Raw genomic sequence first — 21,068 nt, forward strand, 5'->3', positions numbered from 1 at the left:
GATGTTCTACACTATCTACAATTTCATCATCCAGTTTCAAAAAATATCTTCCACTGTTTCTTCCCGTTCTTCTCGGATATTTTGCTCTTGTAATATGCTAGCGGGTGACTGTATTCTGTACGCCTTATAGTGTTATTTTTTTACGGGTTTTTAATTGTCTCAATGCTTCTTTCATCATTCACACTCCAATCTTAAACACTCCTTTCTATCAAACGAAATATTCTGTAAATACACACTTTTAGCATAAAAGATAAAAAGTACTGGGGTATATAACGATTTAAAATCGGTATATACCCCAGTACTGCTAATTATTTTAAACCTTTATCTTTCAAAAACTTGGTATTACGTCGTGTTTTGTAACGCACATCATTATTTTTCCACCAGGACCAGATCGATGTAATAAAAGCCAAAGCAAATGTAACGAATACTTGCAATTCCTCATTATCAATCGGTAAAGGAGTATAGCCTTTCATAACTAAAAATTGGTTTAACCAAGCCATTAATAGAATGATAGTACGAATAATCATCAATTTATCAAATGGTGCCGAATGCTGTTGATCCGACAAATTAATTCCTCCTAATAGTTTTTGGTTACTGATTGTTTACTATTATCTTATGACTTGGTGGCTTGTCCTTATTCGACAATTTGAGGGGATTATCAAAATGTTGACTGCAGCTGACTAATCAAGCGTAGGGCTTGCAAATTTTACAATTGAGGATCCAAATGGTAATCCTATTCTTGTGGATCAACCGTTTAAAGACAAGAAATAACGATACGAGGAGCTATTATAAAAACACCATCCAGCTATGGATGGTGTTTTTACTACTTTCTTTTTACTTACTTTTTTCCATAACCGCAAAGTAATTTTCTTCACTATCTGCAAAGTTAAATACTCTACCAGAAGGCATATCCACAATTTCTCCGACTGTGATATTATTATTTGATAAGTTCTCATATAGTTTATCGAGATTATCCGTAAAAAACATCAAAGAAGGTGTTCCAAGATTTAACTCAGGCTGCATTTTTGCGATTAATTCTTTATTGTGAAGTATGATACTTGTTTCGGCTCCCTTTGTTGGAGCGATTTCGATCCATTTCATCCCTTGCCCGTTATCTTCTTCAGAAATTACACTAAACCCGACCTTCTCTGTCCAAAAATTCACTGCTTCTGCTTGGTTATTTACATACAACATAATTTGACCGACTGTGTTAATCATTCCTATCACTCCTTCTATTTTATTGAAATTCCAGCTTTTTTACTTCAATAAAATTATATCATTTCATTGGTACCATCTTACAGCGATAGCAATCCTGATTACCTACATTACTGTTTCCATTTCCAATTTAAAATTGTAGAAGGAGAGGAACCTCATTTGGTTCTTTTTCTTTTTGAATAGCTTAATAATACATATGTTTTCTAATAATGTGGGATAAACGTGAGCCCTACTCTTAGGTTAAATTCCGACCCAAACATAAAAAGAACAAACGTTCCCTACCCCGTAAATTAAGCATTTTTATCTCTATTTTTCATTAATTATGTTTGTAACCACGATAATTACTACCTTTATTGTGATTTCATCTATTTTTCTATAAATTAGCTCTTCAAATGATTAATAATTATTAGACTAAAAGTTGTATAATTGGAAAAATTGAATGCTAAAATAACGAACGTACGTTCAATCCTCATAAAATACGCATTATTAACATTTATTTAGCTATGTAGTAGTTAGTTTCCATAATAATATTATGGAAACCTATTTAGTCACATTAAATGGGTTATTATCAATAACATCTTGAATTTGTTTGTCTTCCACATGTGTATATATTTGTGTAGTCGAAACACTCGTATGGCCGAGGATATGCTGCAAGCTTCGCATATCCGCACCGTTCTTATACATTAGCGTTGCAGAAGTATGTCTTAGCTTATGTGGCGTTATTTTCGCTTTATTTAAACCTGAGTCAATATTTATCTGCTTTACGATTTTCGCGATCGTTTGTCGTGTTAATCTAGTACCTTTTTGCGATAAAAAAAGCGCTTCATTTGCACTTTCTCCTTGGATCAAAGGACGTTCGTTCTCCAAATAGACAGCCAGAGACTGGATACAAGCGTTGTTTAAAAACACTGTTCGTTCTTTGTCCCCCTTACCGATTACATGTAACACATTGTCCTGAATAGACGTTAAATTTAAACTACAGAGCTCTGAAACACGTAGTCCCAAATTTAAGAAGAACATAATCATGCTGTAATTACGAAAATAATGATTAGTTCTCTTAATGCCAGCAATAAATTGTTCTGCTTCCCCTTGGTTCATATAAATTGGCTTCTTCTTCCCTATTTTAGGTGTTTCTAATTCATCTGCAGGATTATAATCAAGCAATCGTCTTTTCCCTTGTAAATATCTGAAGAATGATTTAAGTGTAGCTGCTTTTCTCGCCCTTGTAGCCGCGCTATTTTTACGTTGAACTTCACAAAATTCTAAAAACAGATAAATATCTTCTAATGAAATCTCTTTGATGAATTCGATAGTAACCTCTTTAATCGAAATACCATCCATCTTCGCTAACTCAATATCATTTTCCATGGCTTTTAAAAACCGTAAAAATAAGGAAATATCATATTCATATTCTTTTCTTGTCCGAAACGACTTTCCTTTGATTGTTGTTAAATAAATTAAAAAATCCTTTAAAATTTTAGGAACTTGTCTTTCCAATTTCGCTCACCTCATACCTCCTAGTTTATCACAAAATAAGGTTCCCAAATATGTATTTGGGAACCTTATTTAAAAAACAATGAATTTATGCGTCAAACAGGGTAAATTTATGTATTATTCCCTTCAAAATAGGTGTGCTTCAAATTCACTCTGAGACGCTTTTAGTTTTCATTTCACGTATGTTTGTACATAACTCTCTTTAGAATGCGTAATGTAAATATTTTCGTTTGCGGGCCGGGAATGTGCATAAAAACCTTATCAACCTCTCCTTATACTTCCAAAACGGAGTAAACATACATGAAAATTGACAAGCAGAAAACCGTAAACTATGATAAGGTTAACCTATATAACTAGGTTAACCTATTGATAAAATAATATTTTAAAGTTAACTATTAAAGGGGGATATAAAATGGCAGATAAAACATTTGGCGTTAAAGTAAGCGATGAAGTATATGATAAAGTGAAGTTGGTAATAGAAGCAAACGGCATTACAGCAAAAGATTGGTTTGAAAAAGCTGTATCCCTATATGAAATAAACGCAATTAAACAAGGCTCATCAGATTACACGCAAGATTTAAGCGAACTGGAGCACCATACAACGAGAATCTATGAATTAATTGCAAACATGATTCAGCGTTCGATTTCTTTAAAAGATCACGCTGTTAAAGAATATGTGGATAAGTTAATTAGTAAAGAGAGTATCATTGTAGACTTACAGCAAAAGCTAGCCGCTGCGAATGAGGGAGTAAAAACTTCAGTAGAAGAACTAGAAAAAGTGAAAGAATCAGATATCATTCAACAACTGCAATTAGAGGAAGCACGTAAAGTAAGTGAAAATAACCAATTGCTGATTGAAGAATACAAAGAAAAAAATGATACTTTAAGTGGGTTAGTAGCGCGATATAAAAGCCATGATACGGAAAATAATGAACTTAAGGAACAACTAAATACTCTTCAAGTCAATACAAAAAAGCAACTTGTAGAAATACATTCACAAGCCGATACCTTTAATAAAAAAGCCACAAGAGCGGAAGAAACCGCTGAACGTCTGAAAGAGCAACATGCAGAGGCATTACAAATGCTAGAAGATAAAAAAGACTTAGAACGAGACAAAGCAATCCTTGAATTAGAGCGTACATACCAAACAAGAAATGTAGAAATGAACGATCAATATAACGAAAAAATTCGCGCATTGTATGATGAATTAGCTACAGCACGCAAAACAAACGATGCACTTCGCCAATCAAATGAAGTTGAAACCAAAGAGTTAGCTAAATAACTGAAAATTATGAATAAGGACATTAAAAAGAGCCAAAATTCGAATATGAATTGGCTTCTTTTTTCATAGAAAAGTTTATATTCTTTTCATGAGTGATCGGGATCTTTTTTCAATTTTTTCTTTCTTATCATATAAATAGCTACTAGCAAAAGTGGGAAGAATAATCCGATAACCAATGAAATTGATACAGTAGTTTCTGAGGTAAATGTTTCTTGATAATCGATGTTAGGGAAAATGATGCCAGAAAGCACAATAATAATTAGTCCTAAGGGATAAGTTAAAAGACGATAATCCTTCATATTTAAAATTTGAGATAAACCAAAAGTGGCAGCATAAAAATAAATGGATACCTTAAAAAATAAACCCATAATCCATAATGATGCCATTAGTGACTCTATCCGTGTTATAAAATCTCCAATATTTATCACTTTAGCTAATGTATAGCTCGGATAAATCTGACGAGCAGTTGTACTTGAACCTAGTATAATTATGCATAATAATGTAATAACTACGATAACAATTCCACCTATTATATTTCCAACAAAAAAATATTTCCTTGCTTTCTCCACTTCCTTTACATATGCAGGGAAAATTAATAATAAAAAAATGGAATTGACTGATGTCACAACCGCTAAACCTAGAGATGATTTAAAAAGTGGATTTATGTTAGCCTGAAAAAAAGGCTCTAAGTTTTCGGTATTGATTTGCGGAGAAATACTTACTGCTAAAAAGATAAAAAGAAAGAGAAATACAAATATTAAAATTTCAGCTGTACGAGCAATTGTTTCTAAACCAAGACGAACTGCCATAACCATAATTAATACCATTAGTAGATTTAGAAATACCAAGGGTGTTTTAGGATACAACTGCGTAATTAAGAAAATTCCAGAGTAAGATATTAAGACTGTTGTATAAATTATAGCCACTAATATTACGATAATAGATATCATTTTACCAAATATTTTACCAAATACTTTTTCATTTATTTGGATATATGTAAGTTTTGGAAACCATGAAGCAATAAAAGTGAATAGCCAAATAAATAATAAGCCAATTAAAAGTCCAACTATGGCAGCTATCCAGGCATCTTGTTTTACTTGACTAGTTAAAATTGCTGGGATGAGTAGGATGCTAGTACCAACCGTAAAAAATATAACCAAAACCAAAAATTGGAATGAGCTAATTTTACCATTTTGCATCGTATCCCCCCCTTTCTATAAGCTAAGGATCAAATAAGTCTTGGTGTATTTGATCCTGTGCAAGCTCGTCGCAATAAAAGTTTTTTTAAACACGGATTAAATCATTCATTGGTTTAAAAATGAACGTTAATAAATCTAGTGGATTTGGAATATTTATACCAAAAGATCGTAGTATACTTAAAGTGACTCCTATAATAAGGATAATCGTAAATATTATTAGTTCTTTCTTTTGTTTTTTTTCTAAAAGAGGTGGAACTTCTACAAAAATTATGACTGTAGCTACCAATAAAATTCCTAAACTATTCAGCATATTCTTTAATCCTTTATATTTTCTTGAATAGGATTATTGACTGTACCAAAATGACGAATATTCACTTTCACTTTAACTGTTGTTTTTATTTCAGAAAATTCAGTACCCCATTGACTTTTGATCTTTTTCCATTCCTTTGGATTACTTTGATGAATGGCTGCTCCAAATCCAAAAATGTCTGATTGAAAATCATCTTGAACTACTTGTATCGTTTCATTTACATTTTTCTCCACTTGTTCTTCGTAAGTTTTCTCCAACATTTTTACCGTTTCCTTTTTTGTAACATCAATTTCACAATCTATTTCTCCTATATTACCGAATATTTGAATATCTATTTTAATTTCGGGCTTTCCATCGACAATTGTATTTTTGAGTTTAGAAGTGAGCTTATCTACATTAATAGTCACTTTTCCCCCTTCAGGACAAGACAAAGTCCCTAGCGTATTCTTTACTTGATTCGTTATAATGTTATACGCTATTCCCTCTTCATCGGTCAACCAGCCCACTAATTTGTCTTCTTTAAAAACGGCGATCCCATCCATTTTTAGCTGCGTAGTAGGAGTGATCGATTCAACATTTTGTTTACTAGATCCACTTTCCTCATCTCCCATTATGTAAATCCCAGTTATTACTCCTTCCTTTCCTTCTCGCTCTAAATCAACTATTAGTTTTGACAAAGTCACAGCACTCGTATTGGACATTCTATGCTGGGAGGTATGAAGTATATTAAATATAGTATTAGCCGGTATTCTTTCTAAAACGGTTTGAACATTCAATATTTTCCCGGCTTCCGTCTCTTTTGCAATTAGAAGGTAGAAATCAGACCTAATTTCAAAATACCTTGACAGATAGTCTAAAGTATTTGAAATCCCTTCTTGTGCCAATGTTTCACCTATCACCACTATTTGTAGATGACCAAAATATCCAGTCCGAGGAGATAGTTTTGCCAAATTCCGAATTGCGTCATTCACTGTAGCTCCCTTTGCTTGAAAAAGAGTTACTGGCGATTCACCAGGTCCTCCTTTCATCGAAGACACCTCTCCAGGTATAACAGTTTGAGCAGATACCACATATTCATCATCCACTTTATCTATCCCTAACGCCATTGTTATGGCAAGCTCATTTAGTTCATTTCTATCCCAGCAACCAGTAAGAATAAGACAAAGAATAGTCAGAAATAATATCCTTTTATTCACAACTAAACTCCAGCTCCTTTTTTGTCCTTACTAGTTGGTGCCGTATACTTTTGCCTAACACTATTTTTTGAAATATATTTGGGTCGACTAAGTAATTTCCATATTGGCAGACGAATAAATGTATCCTTTTGTCCAGATGCACTATATGGAGCTAAAGGAGCCATATATGGGACACCAAAAGAACTTAAACTAGTCAAATGCAGAATTAGAGCAATTAAAGCCACCATAATCCCATACAATCCAAATGAAGCTGCAATTCCCATAAAAAGAAAGCGTAATATTCTTCCAGCAATTGCAATGTCATAGGTTGGGGATACAAAACTAGATATAGCTGTAATTGACACAACTATAACCATTGCAGCTGAAATAATACCAGCCTCTACCGCAGCAGTACCAATAACGAATGCTCCCACAATAGACATTGCAGTACCAATAACTCTTGGCATTCTTAATCCTGCCTCGCGCAGAATTTCAAAGGTGATTTCCATAATAACGGCTTCAATAAAAGCTGGAAATGGAACACCTTCTCGCTGAGCAGCCAAACTAATGAGGAGTGGTGGTGGTATTATCTCTTGCTGAAACGTAATTGCTGCAATATATAAAGCAGGAGCAAGTAATGATATTCCAAATGCAAAGAAACGTAAAAGTCGAATAAGACTCGCCATGATTGCGCGTTGGTAGTAGTCTTCTGAAGACTGAAAGAATTGAACAAATAATGCAGGAACAATTAATACAAACGGTGTACCATCTACTAAAATGGCGATTCGTCCTTCCAAAAGCGCAGCAGCTACAGTATCAGGACGCTCCGTATTATATACCGTTGGAAAAGGAGAGTATTGCGAATCCTGTATAAATTCTTCAATATCTCCACTTTCTAGTATTCCGTCAATGTCAATACGATCCAATCTTGAATGAAGTTCTTTAACAATTTTGTCATCTACTACACCATTAACATACATAATAGTTACATTTGTTTTCGAAAGTCTCCCAATTTCTTTAGACTCCATCCACAATGATGGATCTTTAATTTTCCGACGTATTAACGCAGTATTTATACGAATATTTTCAGAAAATCCTTCCCGAGGTCCTCTTACCACGCTTTGAGATTGTGGTTCCGTAACACCACGCTCAACCCAGCGTTTGTTGCCAATGATCAAACCTTCCGAGTATCCATCGACTAGTAAAATAACATCCCCAGATAAAAGGCTAGTGAATAAATCTTCAAAATTTGCGACATCTTTAATTTCTCCTACGGTCATCGCGAAATCTTTCAAAGCTTTCATTAAATTCAGATTTGGAGATTCCTCATTTTCTATTTGTGAAATGGATATATCTATCATTAATGTTTCTATCACAAAGTTTTGTAAAGAAGCTGTATCGCTCAAACCATCAATATAAAAGATCCCTACTTTAAATGTTCCTTCTTTACCGATTCGAATCTCACGAATAACGACATCGGTGCTTTCACCTAGTTTCTTTTTTATATGTTGAATGTTTTCTTGAAGCTCTGAATTTAATGGGGTCTTTTTCAAAAACATCTCCCTCATTCTTTATAAATATTAGTTCTCTGGAATAGTGTTTCCTTATAAGAATTGATTTATGCAACCCGTACAGAAATTAATGTGAATAAAAAAATACCAGGAGACCACTTCATCTCTTGGCATTTATATTATATAACTTGTTAACATTAGAATAATAATTTTATTTTGTTAAGTCTACAATACCTATACTTAATTGTGGCAGTAAAAATAGTATTATCACATCTATCACTAATATTATGATGAAAGGTAATAAAGGTTTTAGTAATTTTTCGTGATTAACATTACCAACCTTTGCTGCAACAAATAGACTTAACCCTACTGGTGGTGTCAATAAACCAATAGCTAAATTAATAATCATCACCAATCCAAAATGGACGGGATCTATACCAGCAGCAACTACAACCGGGAGTAAAATTGGAGTTAAAATAATAATGGCAGATATTTCATCCATAAACATGCCGACTATTAATAATAAAATGATAATAACACCCATAATCACCAATGTAGGCAATTCCATTTGACTAATCCATAGACCTAGTTCATGTGGAATACGTGCGATTGTCAAATAAAAACCAAAAAATGATGCAGATGCAATAATCAATGATAAAGCGGATACAACGGTTATAGTATCTAATAAGATTTTCTTCAAAATCGAGAATGTAATCTTTTTGTAGACAAATTTCCCAATGACTAATCCATATACAACAGCTACTACCGATGCTTCTGTAGGTGTAAAAATCCCGCCATATATGCCTCCTAGAATGATAATAGGCATTAAAATTGCTAAAATTGATTCTAAAAAACTTGTTTTAACTTTGCTCCAACTTAATTTACTAGTTATTTTAACATCTTTACGCACACTATAGATATATGTCCATACCATTAATGATAACCCTACTAAAATACCCGGAACAATCCCTGCAATAAATAAATCGCTTACAGAAACTCCTGCCGTAACAGCGAACATCACCATAGGAACACTTGGAGGAATAATTACACCTGTTGTACCTCCTGCAGCTTGTACAGATGCAGCAAACTCTCGATTATAACCCGCCTTCACCATTGCTGGTATTAGAATTCCTCCTACTGCAGCAGTAGTTGCAACGGCAGAACCAGACAAAGCAGCAAAAAACATACATGCTACAATTGAGACATGTGCTAACCCGCCTCGCATATGACCTACAAGGCTACTAGCAAAATTGATAATTTTCTCGGAAATTCCGCCATGTTCCATAATTTTACCGGCTAATATAAAAAATGGTGCCGCCATTAGAGGAAAAGAATCTAATGTCGTGAACATACGATGTGGTAGCGTACTCAATTCTAATGTTCCTGATACGATAACAACAACTACTGTCGATAATCCAAGTGCAATAGCAATTGGCACATTCATAAAAAATAAAATTACAAGTAAACCAAATAACAAAATTGTCATTCATTAGTCCTCCCTCTACTGTTATTTTTTAAAAATTTCCATGTAATATCAATGACATTTAATATTTGTAAAAATGCACCTATTGGAATAGCAGCATATACAATTACCATAGGAAGTTTTAAAGCAGGCGAGTATACATTTATCGATCCTTTAATGAGCTCAATTCCTTTAACGATTAATAGTAAAAAAAATAGAGTACATAGAAGTGCACTAATAATTTGGAATATATTTTGCATATTTAGATTTAGTTTTTTGAAAAGTACTTCAATACTCATATGTGCTCCATATTGAAAGGCAAAACCTGCACCCAGAAATGCTACCCAAATCATTAAGTATCTTGCTACTTCTTCTGTCCAGGAAAAGGAAGAACCTATTATAACTCGTGATACAATTTGCACGAATATTAATACAACCATCATAATAAGAAAAAACATGGTTACAAATTCAGTCGCTTTATTGAGTCGTTGAATAAATCCATGATAAAGGTACATAAATATCCTCCTTAAGATTTCAATTAGGTAATAAAATTGCAAGCGCCTATGTCTACCCCGACAAGTAAATAGAAAGATTCACATTTAACCTCTATGGGCAAGGCACTGAAGTTAGGCAGTAATAAGTAAAAGGCTTCTAATATAATATTAGAAGCCTTTACTTATTACTTTGCTTCGGCTTTAATTTTGGAAATAATATCTCCAAATTTCGCTTCATGTTTTTCATATACTGGCTCGACTGCTTTTTTAAATTCTTCGATATCAATATCTTCTTTTTCAATAATTTTAACACCATTATCTTTCATTAATTTCTCAGCACCGGCCTCATACTCTGGATAAATAGTCTCATGGTAGTAATCAGTACTGTTGGATATAACGTCATTTAACTTAGACTGTATGTCCTCGTCTAACTCATTGTATTTATTCAAATTCATCACCAGAATGCCGACGCGATAATTTAAACCAACTTTTGACAAATGCTTTGTTACTTCATATAACTTACCACCTGTCATAGTAACGTTGACAGGGTCTGTCCCATCTACGACACCTTGCTGCATGGATGTATATAATTCAGGAAAAGGTATCGGCACTGGATTTGTACCAAGTGCTTTAAACGTATCGATAAAAATATCATTTTCAAGCGTACGCATCTTCATACCTTTTAAATCTTCCACACTCTTAACATCTTTTTTTACATTGGCAATATTTCCAATACCAAAGTCCATATAGGTGAGTATTTTAATTCCCTCAGCTTCTGCCTTTTCTTTAAATAGTTCACCGACTTCACCTGTTAATACGCGATGTGCATGATCTAAATCATCGAACAAAAACGGCATATCAAGTACACCAATTTCTTTTACAAAATTGGATACAGCACCACCTGTCACAAATGCAACATCAACTGTGCCAGCACGTACTTGCTCGACCATTTCTACTTCTCCACCGAGCTGACTACCTGGAAACAATTCGATTGTCATAGCACCATCTGTTTCTTCACTAATATCACTAGCGATTTTATCAGCTACTAATCCAGAAGGATCTGTCGCTGGAGCAGCATAGCCATAACGTAACACGATATTCTCTTTAGTTTCTGCAGAAGTATTTTCTTTTGAATTATTGCAAGCAACTAATAATGTACACACTAAGGTTAAAACTAGTAGACTAAGTAACTTCCTCATACCTGCACCTCGCTCATTTTTTCACGTGTGAAGATTGCTGCATTTTCCCCTGCAATTCGACCAAATACAGATCCAGCCATAAGACCTGCGCCTCCTGGATAGTTTGAGTAAAATAATCCACCGACAGTTTCGCCAGCTGCATATAATCCTGGAATAGATTGATATAAATTATGTTGTACTTCAGCTTTTGTATTAATTTTTAAACCACCGAATGTAAATGTAATGCCACAAGTAACTGCATATGCTTCAAATGGGCCTTCATCGATTGTATTTGCCCAATTACTTTTAGGAATTGGCAAGCCATTTGTTTTACGTCCATCTTTAATATTTGGATTGAATAGAATATCCTTCCTAATGGATGCATTATATTCTTTCATCTCTTGGAGGAAAGCTTCCTGATCCACACCCTCCATTTTATTTACTAATTCTTCAAGTGTATCCGCTACCACTTTAGTGACTTTTTTACCTTTGTATTCTTCTCGTAATAGAGGTTTTACTTTTTGATCGAAAATTTGCCAAGCTGCTTGATTAGGTTGCTCTAATATTAACTTTCCATATTTTGCATAAGTGTAGTTTCTGAAATCTGCTCCTTCATCAAGAAAGCGCTTACCTTTCTCATTAACAACAATACCTAACGGATAACTTAAACGCTGAAAGCCTTCCTCAAAATCGGGTAAGTATCTGTCTCCGCCTACAGCATGTGCACTGGACCAATTTCCTGCTGAAAGGGCACCAATATTAAGTGCCATTTCGAGACCTTCGCCAGTATTAAAACGACTACCTCGTGTGTGTGCTAAATCCCAGTTGCTGCCTAGATATTTTGTACGCATAGCGATATTGGCATGAAATCCACCCGAGGCCATAATTACGGCTTTTGCATGAACTTCTTTTCTTATGCCATTTTGTTTATACACGACTCCTGTTATCCCATGATCGTCTGTCAATAAAGAAATGGCTGGTGACTCGTATAAAATCTGGATACCAAGGGATAGTGCTCGCTCATGTAATTTATTTACAAGTCCTTGACCTCCACCTACAGATTCTAGCACCATGCCTCCCCAAAATTGAAAGCGACCGTCTATTTTATATGCTTGGCGTCCATAAATCGGGATAAATTTAATCTGATGAGTTGTCAACCACTTCATCGTCGGAAAGCTTTCGCTCGTTAATATGGATGCTAACTCCACATCCGTGCGATAATTTGTAACACGACACATATCATCAAAAAACTCTTCTTCCGCATAAGTGCCAAAATCGATATTTTTAAGCTCTTCATCATCTAATTCGGGAATAATAGCTTGAATATCTTTTGCATCCTTATAAGCAAAACGTATAGACCCATGTGTATAAGTGGTATTACCACCTTTTAAAGACTCAGGTGATTTTTCTAAAACGACGACATCTGCTCCACTTTCACGTGCGGATAATGCCGCACACATTGCGGCATTTCCTGCGCCAATAATAACAACATCAGTCGTCATAGTTAATGGATTGTTCAAAATATTCAATCTCCCCTCTATTGACTTATAACTTTGATTACAATATTAAATGACTCCTGAAAAGAAACTTTGAATTAAAGAATTAAATTTTTCCTTTTGTTCAATTTGAGTCCAATGCCCACATTCGCTAAATACATGTAATTGTGCCTTTTTCAAATGTTCTAATAAATAGTAACTCGAATCTACAGAACATACCTTATCTTCTTTTCCATGTACCAATAAAACTTCATTCGGAATTCGATTTAATGCAATTGTTGGGATAGGAACTGCTGCCGTTGCAAAAATAGAGTCATTGGAGCGACGTACTTCTTCACGCATTGCATTCTCATAACGTGAATCTGTTAATCCATCAATTACAGGTTGCATTTTTTCTACATCATAAACAAACCATTGCATCACTTGTTGTAGCTTTTTCTTAGACGGTTTTTCATAGAAATGCTTAGCACGCATTAACTCGAAGCTCACCTTCGTATTAGGTGTTCCTCCTGGGCCCATTAGCACAACACGGTCAAAACGTTCTGGATATTCAAGCAATAATTCTAAAGCAACGGAACACCCAAGTGAATTGCCAACAATATGCGCTTTTTCAATATTCAATTTATCCATCAGTTCAATAATTTGCTCTATCCAGCAGTCCATCCAAGCTTGACGATTTTTTAGTGGTACGTCTGGATGACTGCTATTACCAAAACCATATAAATCTGGAGCTAAGGAATGATATTGTTGACCAAGTGCTTCCAGTGCATAGCTCCAATTTGCATTCGCTGTCACTCCAGGTCCAGAGCCATGAAGAAATAGTACCGTTTCTTCATTTGCTTCCCCAGAATAATTCAACCAGTTACTATAATTTTCGGTTTGCACTAACTTACTTTTAATTTGAGCTTTTTCTGCTAATGATGTATTAATCATGTATAATTCCTCCTCAAATGTTTATGTTACATATTTCGTGTTTTCATTTTTTTCTAACGATTAAGCTTCAATTGTTATCTTGTTTAACTCTTTATCTTGAATACTGTCTCCCCAGTATGTGTTGCCAAGAGGACGTTCTGCTTCTAACCATTCAATAGGCTCCCAATCCGGTTCAAAAATTAAATATCCTCCACTAAATAATTCCACACGGCATCCACTTCCTGGATCCATAACATAGAGATACATTGCTTGTGTTATTCCATGTTTCCCTGGACCTACAAATTCCAGATTATGCTCTCTCAAAATATCTGCTGCACGTAAAATGTCTTGAGAATCATCAGTCCAATAAGATAAATGATGTAAACGAGCTGGTGTTGGTAAATCTGGCTTTATCACAAGTGCTACATCATGTACAAGTGGTGTAACACTCATCCAACCAGCAATTACATCTCCATTATCTCCTCTTAAAAACTCACGCATTTTAAATCCAAGAACATTTTCTAAAAAGTCATAAGCCTCAGCTGAATCATTTGAGGAATGAATATTTACATGGTCAAATCTTCGAGGTGAAATACCCTTTGCCCAAGATTTATACGTTTGGTTCTTTAATACAGAACGACGATGTTCCTCCACTTCTGGACGTGTAATATCATAATACAATTCAAATGTATGTCCACTAGGTAAAGGGAAACGAATAGCTTCACCGATTCCTGGTGTTTCCCATGCTTTAATTTGTTCTACTTCAATTCCACCATCTTCTAACAATTGTTTAAATTCCAAAACATGTTCAGGTGCCTTTGTTCTAAAACCGATATGTCGGACATATCCACGATCTCCTTGTTCTAAAGAGAGCGTATGGTGTTGAAAGTCCCCCCATGCTCGTAAATAATGTACCCCATTAATTTCAGTAGTTTCTTCTAAACCAATAACCTCTTTAAAAAACCATAGTGATTTTTCTAAATCTGAAGTTACTAAAGACAAATATCCTAATTTTGCTATTTCTGGTTTCATGAACAGTTCCTCCCATTTTTTCGTTCTGTACTAATTCATATTGTAAGAAATTTCAAAAAATTTTACTAGATAAAAAACCCTTGAAATCTCTTTAGAAAATCCAATAAAAATATACACATTTCAATAATTGACTTACATATCCTATCTCGTTATATCTTTCATGTTAAGGGAATTTACTGTCACTTTCACGTATCTGATTTCCTCACTTATCCTTCTACTTCCATTGTTTAGACAAACTAGCCCCCTTCTATTAGATAGGTGGCACACGCGTCACCTTTATAAGTCTCAAATTAAAAACTAGTAATTATTATTTAAATTCATACAAGTTTTCAAATGCTTTTTATCGTTACAATATTTCAAATAATTAGATAAATTTAAATTAGTTAAAAAAAGAGTGGAGGAGTTTTAATATGAATAAGGTCTTACAAAAAGAAGTAGATATAGTAGAAAAAGCTAGAAGTCTTGTAAGTGGTTTAAGAGAAAGAGCAAATGAGACGGAAAAGATAAGACAAATTCCAGAAGCTTCTATGCAAGAATTTAAAGACGCTGGATTGTTTAAAATGCTTCGACCAAAACGATATGGCGGTCAAGAAGTAAGCATGCGTACTTATAGCGAAGTAATTGTAGAGATTTCCAGAGGCTGTGGTTCAAGTGGTTGGATCGTTGCCTTATGCGCCATTCGCGAACTTATGGTAGCGCAATCATTTTCAGAAAAAACGCATAAAGAAATTTTTGATGGAAAAGAAGATAGCGTACTATTTGCAGGAGTGTATGAGCCACGTCAATGTATTGCGAAAAAAGTGGATGGTGGATATTTGATAGAAGAAGGTTTTTGGATGTTTTGCTCAGGTTCTTTACATGCAACATGGGGTTACTTCGGTATGCCTATCATCGATGATGAAGGAAATCTTGTTGATCAAATATTAATGACTTTACCTTTTGATGAGTTAGAAATAATGGATGACTGGCATGTATTAGGATTAAAAGGAACTGGTAGTAACAGTGTGAAAATGCATAATACCTTTATTCCTGACCATCGCTGTACTTCTTTCGTTGAAGCACTAGATGGAAACTTTGAATCTACACATTTACGTGATATTCCACTATATCATACAGCTTTATTTCCATCACTAATCCTATCATTGGGACTTCCAGCTTTAGGTCTTGTCAAATATGCGTTAGAATTTTTTAGAGAAACTTTGCCAAATCGTCGTGCTGTACACATGGGTGTTGATTTTATCAAAGATGCAGCAAGTACACATGCAACTTTGGCATCAGCCTCATTAAAAATTGATACGGCTCAAATGCATTTTTATCGAGTAGCCGATGAATTAGACCGCTGGGCAAGCGAAAAAAAATATATGGATCGACATGAACGTGTTAAGACATTAGCTGATATTGGATATGCAAATGAAGTGTTAAAAGAGGCGCTCGATTTAATCTTAGAAGCAAGTGGATCTGGATATGTATACGATGGGCATCCCCTTCAACGTATCTATAGAGACTTTTCAACTTTACACTCACATCGTTCCCTATCACCTATCATTACAAAAGAAAACTATGGCCGTGTACTAGCTGGATTAGAATCTAATGCTGTCCGCTACTAAGGAAACATCATATTAATTAATTGAATAGAGTAGGCGCATGAAAATTATTTCATGCTCTTCTCACAGATCCGTCCGTGCGGGTCATCATATACGGCTCCTCCATTTTGTCATTCTAAGATGGAGGAGTTTACCTTGTCAGTTTTTTCTTCTAAACTCCTTATAGATCTTTTTTACTTTGCACCAACTCCTCAATTAAATCATCTGTAATCTTCGCCTAATCCACTAATCCAACTTTATGTATAAAACCTTGCGAAAATCGATTCCAAAGTACCTTCCACAACCAATTAGTTCTGTATTAAGCCGTTGCCCTTACTTAATAAGTCCTTCAAAATTTTGAAGATAACCCTTTTATAATTTTGTATTGCTCAAATCATTAAAAATGATAAACTTAAGAAATTGTTATCGATTAATAGAATAAAACTAAATGAGGTGTACCAAGAAGTGTTAGAAAGAATGAAAAAAGAATGGTTCTCTAATGTGAGAGCAGATATCCTTGCAGGTGCAGTTGTGGCTTTAGCCCTTATACCTGAGGCTATTGCATTCTCCATCATTGCAGGAGTGGATCCTATGGTAGGTTTATATGCTTCCTTCATCATTGCAGTAACCATTTCTTTTGTAGGTGGAAGACCAGGAATGATTTCAGCAGCAACAGGGGCAATGGCGCTATTAATGGTTCCGCTCGTAAAAGAGCACGGACTAGATTATTTGCTTGCAGCAACTATTTTGACAGGGATTATTCAAATATTGTTTGGTGTATTTAAAATTGCTAAACTGATGAAATTTATTCCCCGTGCAGTCATGATTGGTTTTGTTAACTCGTTGGCAATCTTAGTATTCATGGCTCAAGTGCCACATATTCTAGGTGAATCCATGGTTACATATTTGTTTGTATTAATTACCTTAGTTATTGTGTATATGCTCCCTCGTTTTGTAAAAACAATACCCGCTCCACTAATTGCTATTATTGCTTTAACAGCAGTTACGCTATACGCTGGAATTGATATGAAAGTTGTCGGAGATTTAGGTGGTATTACTCGTTCATTACCCGATTTCTTTATACCGAACGTACCTTTTAACTTAGAAATGCTTGCTATTATTTTCCCTTATTCCATTGCATTAGCTATCGTTGGTTTAATGGAATCCTTACTGACTGCATCTATTGTAGATGATATGACTGGAACAGATAGCAATAAAAACAAAGAGTCTAAAGGACAAGGTATGGCAAATATTATTACTGGATTCTTCGGTGGTATGGCTGGTTGTGCAATGATTGGCCAATCTGTGATCAATGTAAAATCAGGTGGACGTGGAAGACTCTCTACTTTTGTCGCAGGATTATTTTTAATCTTATTAATTATTATTTTTGGTAATTTAGTTGTACAAATTCCAATGCCAGTTTTAGTAGGTATTATGATTATGGTTTGTATTGGGACATTTGATTGGTCTTCTTTTACATATTTAAGAAAAGCTCCTCGAACTGATGCATTCGTCATGCTAGCGACGGTCATTATTGTTGTTGCTACTCATGACTTATCCAAAGGTGTGATTGCCGGGGTTATACTTAGCACCATTTTTTTTGTTGCTAAAATTGCGAAAATCAACATAACGGAAAAAGTCATAAATAGCAACATACACTTTGACATAGAAGGGCAACTATTTTTTGCCTCTGTAGAGGATTTCATTGATGCATTTGACTTTACTGTCATAGAAAAAAATATTGTCATCAACTTCTCCGAGTCACATATTTGGGATGATTCTGCCGTTGGTGCGATTGACAAAGTCATTATGAAGTACCGTGAAAATAACAATAGCGTCATGATAGAAGGATTGGATTCAACTAGTAAGAAACTAGTTGAAAAACTAACTATTTATCCCGCATTAACGGGCAGTAAGACTTCCACTTAAACGCTTGGCCAAAGCACCAATGCGTAAGTGGGAGATCAACTGCCCATAAACGCCCAAATGGTTCAACTAACAATCAGTGGGGATGGAGAAAATCCCCACTGATTGAAGTTTCACTTTTTCAGCATTCAAACATAATATGAAGGAATTAGTCCTGGAGGTGTTCTTAAATATGTATGAAAAGTTATTATTAGCTGTTGATGGCTCAGAAAACTCGCTAAGAGCCGCAAATGAAGCGGTGAAAATTGCATCGTTGAATCATCAATGTCAGATTGAGATTGTTTATGTAGTAGATTACTCAAAATCTAAAAATGATATCCTTCACGCTCAAGGAAAAGAAGAACTTGAATTTTCGCGTCGTAAAAAACTAACTCCAGTGGAAGAATTATTTTCATCAAAAAATATCACATACAAGGTGAGTATTTTACGTGGGGAACCGGGTCCGACAATTATTACGTATGTAAATGCAAATGGCTATGACTTAGTAATCATTGGCTCAAGAGGATTAAATTCTTTACAAGAAATGGTATTAGGAAGCGTCAGTCATAAAATTGTAAAAAGAGTCAACTGTCCAGTACTAATCGTAAAATAAGGAATTAATAAAACCCTGACCATTTCAGTTGAAGTGGCAGGGTTTTATTATATACTTTTATTGTAAATTATCGTAATCTTCACTCCCATTCATATTTTTCGCAATTTGATTATACGAATTTAATTGATCTCTTGATAATTGTCTTACAAATAAATGAATATTCATCGATTCCATCCCGTATTCTTCACACGCTTGTCTATATCGTTCATAACCTTCTTGATACATTTTCATATTGTCTCTTCCTCTCTGTTATATAACAATTATTTATTATTAATATAATATATAACAGCAGAGAGTATCTGTCAATCATTTATGTAAAATAAAAAACTATCGCCTATGAGGTTCAGGCAATAGTTTATTAAATGTTTAGATATTCCGAGCAAAGTTACCGTCTACTTCTACCGTTTCCATAATATTGATAAAAGCTGCTGTATCATGCTTACGAACAATGTTCTTAATTATCATTGTTTCATATCGCGTAACGACCATCATTAAAATATACTTTTTCTCTAATGTAAAGCCGCCATAACCTTCTGTTATAGTCACGCCGCGGTAAATCGTACTAAGCAGTTCACTGCGGATTTTTTCTCCTTCAGTAGTAACAATTTGCATCGTTAATTTTTCATGGTTTGTATAAATCGTATCTATCACTTTTCCAGTTAAATAAATAGACAATAGTGTATATAGCGCTATTTCCCAATTAAAGACTGCTCCTGATATTAAAACAATGACAGTATTCATACCAGTTAAAAGAAGGCCTACACTAATACTACTCGTTCGAGAAATAATGATAGCTATAATATCCATCCCACCAGATGTTCCTGAATACTTTAAGATTAGCCCAATTCCAATGCCACCAATAATTCCACCAAATATACATGAAAGTAAAACATTCTCAGTCACAGGCTCTGATGGTAGTATAAATAAGAAAAAGGATAATGAAATTACACAAATAAGTGTATTAACCGTTATTTTTTTCCCAAGTTTATAATAACCTAATACTAACAATGGAATATTTAAAACTAAATTTAATATACCTGTATCAAATGGTGTTAATATGCCAAGTAAAATGGCAATCCCACTAATCCCGCTGCTCAAAATTTCGTGTGGAACGAGGAAAAAGTTAAAAGCAAATGCAATAATTAAAGAACTAAAGACAACGAGTAAATTTTTCAAAAAAGAATAGACCTCCCGTACACGTGAAAAACCTCGCCCTATAATCCCGACGAGTAATCGCACTCGTATCTTTTTAAATTATATTGAATGAAGTTAATTTAACAAAGATACAAATAGGTGTCAACTAGTTCTGAATTAATAACACTATTTAGATTTTTCTACCAAAATTTTCCCGTTATCCGTTTTTAACTTAATCAAGATATCTCCGTCTCCGAAAACTGTTTGTGACTTATTTTCACCAAAAATATCTACCTTACCTAAATTGACATTTGCTTCAATCGTAGCATTTGTTGGTTCTTTTTCTGTCTGTATTTCAATAAGACCATTATCCGTTTTCAAATCAATCGATTTTTCCATTTTTTTTGTAGTTACTTTAATACGCCCATTGTCAGTTTCTCCTTGCAATGTACCTTCTACATTTTTTAAGATAATTTGACCGTTATCAGATGAAGCTTGAACGGTTTTTGCATCGATATTTTTCAGTTCAATTGACCCGTTATCCGTTTCTACATCGACATCTTTCACTTGTAAGTTAGTAGCTATTATTCGACCATTATCAAGCTCTGCCTTCAGTTGACTATATTCTTTCTTAGGCACATGTACAGTCAGTTTTATATCCTTCGACAGAAAACCAATTTGTATAAAGTTCCATCTCTTCTCTGTAAACTCAACTTGAAGTGTATCCCCTACGACATTTACATGAAAGTTGTAATTTGACTTTTTCTTCATTTTCCCTTTGATCTCTACTTTTGTTTCTTGGCTTTTAATAGGTAAAATCTCAACAGAAGCATTATCAGATAAAATATCAATATTTTGGTAAGAATTATCCTCAATTACTATCTCATCTGATTTATTTACCAATCTGTCTCTCATATCCAAGACAATACTAATTGCTGCTCCAGCTACTAATACAAATATACATATGACTGCAATTTTTTTATAATCCATTTACTTTTGCCCTCCTTCTTTCTTGGTACCTATCATTATAAATTTCTATTAAAACCTTCCATAAGGTCTGGAGAAGTGAATTC

The 21,068-nt window shown here is 34.4% G+C and carries 20 protein-coding genes; 4 read left to right on the forward strand and 16 right to left on the reverse strand.

Going from position 1 to position 21,068, the window contains the following annotated elements; all coding sequences use genetic code 11:
• Window positions 1-308: 308 nt before the first annotated feature.
• From C7437_RS03005 to C7437_RS03015, 3 genes are all read right to left on the reverse strand, one after another.
• A complete protein-coding gene (locus tag C7437_RS03005) occupies window positions 309-566 on the reverse strand; it encodes a phage holin (RefSeq protein WP_111438150.1) in 258 nt (85 codons plus the stop codon).
• 268 nt (window positions 567-834) lie between these two features.
• Complete coding sequence (locus C7437_RS03010; protein WP_111438151.1) at window positions 835-1,218, reverse strand: VOC family protein; 384 nt, start codon at window positions 1,216-1,218, stop codon at window positions 835-837.
• A gap of 537 nt (window positions 1,219-1,755) precedes the next feature.
• Window positions 1,756-2,712, reverse strand: a complete 957-nt coding sequence (locus C7437_RS03015; RefSeq protein WP_111438152.1) for a tyrosine recombinase XerC — start codon at window positions 2,710-2,712, stop codon at window positions 1,756-1,758.
• Between the two features lie 409 nt (window positions 2,713-3,121).
• Between C7437_RS03015 and C7437_RS03020 the strand changes: the two genes are divergently transcribed.
• A complete protein-coding gene (locus C7437_RS03020; RefSeq protein ID WP_111438153.1) occupies window positions 3,122-3,991 on the forward strand; it encodes a hypothetical protein in 870 nt (289 codons plus the stop codon).
• A gap of 86 nt (window positions 3,992-4,077) precedes the next feature.
• Here C7437_RS03020 and C7437_RS03025 read toward each other — a convergent pair whose 3' ends face one another.
• The 10 genes from C7437_RS03025 to C7437_RS03070 form a co-directional block, all read right to left on the reverse strand.
• On the reverse strand, window positions 4,078-5,190 hold the full coding sequence (locus tag C7437_RS03025; RefSeq protein ID WP_111438154.1) for a GerAB/ArcD/ProY family transporter: 1,113 nt from the start codon (window positions 5,188-5,190) through the stop codon (window positions 4,078-4,080).
• 85 nt (window positions 5,191-5,275) lie between these two features.
• Window positions 5,276-5,500, reverse strand: a complete 225-nt coding sequence (locus C7437_RS03030) for a hypothetical protein (protein WP_111438155.1) — start codon at window positions 5,498-5,500, stop codon at window positions 5,276-5,278.
• 5 nt (window positions 5,501-5,505) lie between these two features.
• On the reverse strand, window positions 5,506-6,696 hold the full coding sequence (locus C7437_RS03035) for a Ger(x)C family spore germination protein (protein ID WP_111438156.1): 1,191 nt from the start codon (window positions 6,694-6,696) through the stop codon (window positions 5,506-5,508).
• 2 nt (window positions 6,697-6,698) lie between these two features.
• Entirely contained in the window at window positions 6,699-8,228 is a 1,530-nt protein-coding gene (locus tag C7437_RS03040; protein WP_425450546.1) for a spore germination protein, read from the reverse strand.
• 169 nt (window positions 8,229-8,397) lie between these two features.
• Window positions 8,398-9,672 carry a TRAP transporter large permease gene (locus tag C7437_RS03045; protein WP_111438158.1) on the reverse strand — a complete coding sequence of 425 codons (1,275 nt, stop codon included), beginning with the start codon at window positions 9,670-9,672 and terminating at the stop codon, window positions 8,398-8,400.
• The gene (locus tag C7437_RS03050) at window positions 9,669-10,163 is read right to left on the reverse strand and encodes a TRAP transporter small permease (RefSeq protein WP_111438159.1); all 495 of its coding nucleotides are present in this window, start codon (window positions 10,161-10,163) and stop codon (window positions 9,669-9,671) included. Before C7437_RS03050 ends, C7437_RS03045 begins: the two co-directional genes overlap by 4 nt.
• A gap of 164 nt (window positions 10,164-10,327) precedes the next feature.
• The gene (locus tag C7437_RS03055) at window positions 10,328-11,341 is read right to left on the reverse strand and encodes a TRAP transporter substrate-binding protein (RefSeq protein ID WP_111438160.1); all 1,014 of its coding nucleotides are present in this window, start codon (window positions 11,339-11,341) and stop codon (window positions 10,328-10,330) included.
• Window positions 11,338-12,840 carry an FAD-dependent tricarballylate dehydrogenase TcuA gene (gene tcuA, locus C7437_RS03060; protein ID WP_245909196.1) on the reverse strand — a complete coding sequence of 501 codons (1,503 nt, stop codon included), beginning with the start codon at window positions 12,838-12,840 and terminating at the stop codon, window positions 11,338-11,340. The genes C7437_RS03055 and tcuA overlap by 4 nt, the downstream gene beginning before the upstream one ends.
• Window positions 12,841-12,885: 45 nt before the next feature.
• Complete coding sequence (locus C7437_RS03065) at window positions 12,886-13,749, reverse strand: alpha/beta fold hydrolase (RefSeq protein ID WP_111438161.1); 864 nt, start codon at window positions 13,747-13,749, stop codon at window positions 12,886-12,888.
• Window positions 13,750-13,809: 60 nt separating this feature from the next.
• Window positions 13,810-14,760 carry a VOC family protein gene (locus tag C7437_RS03070; RefSeq protein WP_111438162.1) on the reverse strand — a complete coding sequence of 317 codons (951 nt, stop codon included), beginning with the start codon at window positions 14,758-14,760 and terminating at the stop codon, window positions 13,810-13,812.
• 410 nt (window positions 14,761-15,170) lie between these two features.
• Between C7437_RS03070 and C7437_RS03075 the strand changes: the two genes are divergently transcribed.
• From C7437_RS03075 to C7437_RS03085, 3 genes are all read left to right on the forward strand, one after another.
• Complete coding sequence (locus C7437_RS03075; protein ID WP_111438163.1) at window positions 15,171-16,367, forward strand: acyl-CoA dehydrogenase family protein; 1,197 nt, start codon at window positions 15,171-15,173, stop codon at window positions 16,365-16,367.
• Between the two features lie 453 nt (window positions 16,368-16,820).
• The gene (locus C7437_RS03080) at window positions 16,821-18,272 is read left to right on the forward strand and encodes a SulP family inorganic anion transporter (protein ID WP_425450553.1); all 1,452 of its coding nucleotides are present in this window, start codon (window positions 16,821-16,823) and stop codon (window positions 18,270-18,272) included.
• A 169-nt stretch (window positions 18,273-18,441) separates the two neighbouring features.
• Complete coding sequence (locus tag C7437_RS03085) at window positions 18,442-18,861, forward strand: universal stress protein (RefSeq protein WP_111438165.1); 420 nt, start codon at window positions 18,442-18,444, stop codon at window positions 18,859-18,861.
• Between the two features lie 57 nt (window positions 18,862-18,918).
• Here the strand turns inward: C7437_RS03085 and C7437_RS03090 are convergent, their stop codons facing one another.
• The 3 genes from C7437_RS03090 to C7437_RS03100 all read right to left on the reverse strand — a co-directional run bounded on the left by C7437_RS03090 (window position 18,919) and on the right by C7437_RS03100 (window position 20,985).
• Window positions 18,919-19,092 (reverse strand): transcriptional regulator, encoded by a 174-nt coding sequence (locus C7437_RS03090; protein ID WP_111438166.1) that lies wholly within the window; start codon window positions 19,090-19,092, stop codon window positions 18,919-18,921.
• Window positions 19,093-19,227: 135 nt separating this feature from the next.
• The gene (locus C7437_RS03095) at window positions 19,228-20,037 is read right to left on the reverse strand and encodes a YitT family protein (RefSeq protein WP_111438167.1); all 810 of its coding nucleotides are present in this window, start codon (window positions 20,035-20,037) and stop codon (window positions 19,228-19,230) included.
• A 144-nt stretch (window positions 20,038-20,181) separates the two neighbouring features.
• Entirely contained in the window at window positions 20,182-20,985 is an 804-nt protein-coding gene (locus C7437_RS03100; RefSeq protein ID WP_111438168.1) for a DUF4097 family beta strand repeat-containing protein, read from the reverse strand.
• Window positions 20,986-21,068: the final 83 nt, after the last annotated feature.

The organism is Psychrobacillus insolitus (assembly GCF_003254155.1).
In the GTDB taxonomy this organism is placed as follows: domain Bacteria; phylum Bacillota; class Bacilli; order Bacillales_A; family Planococcaceae; genus Psychrobacillus; species Psychrobacillus insolitus.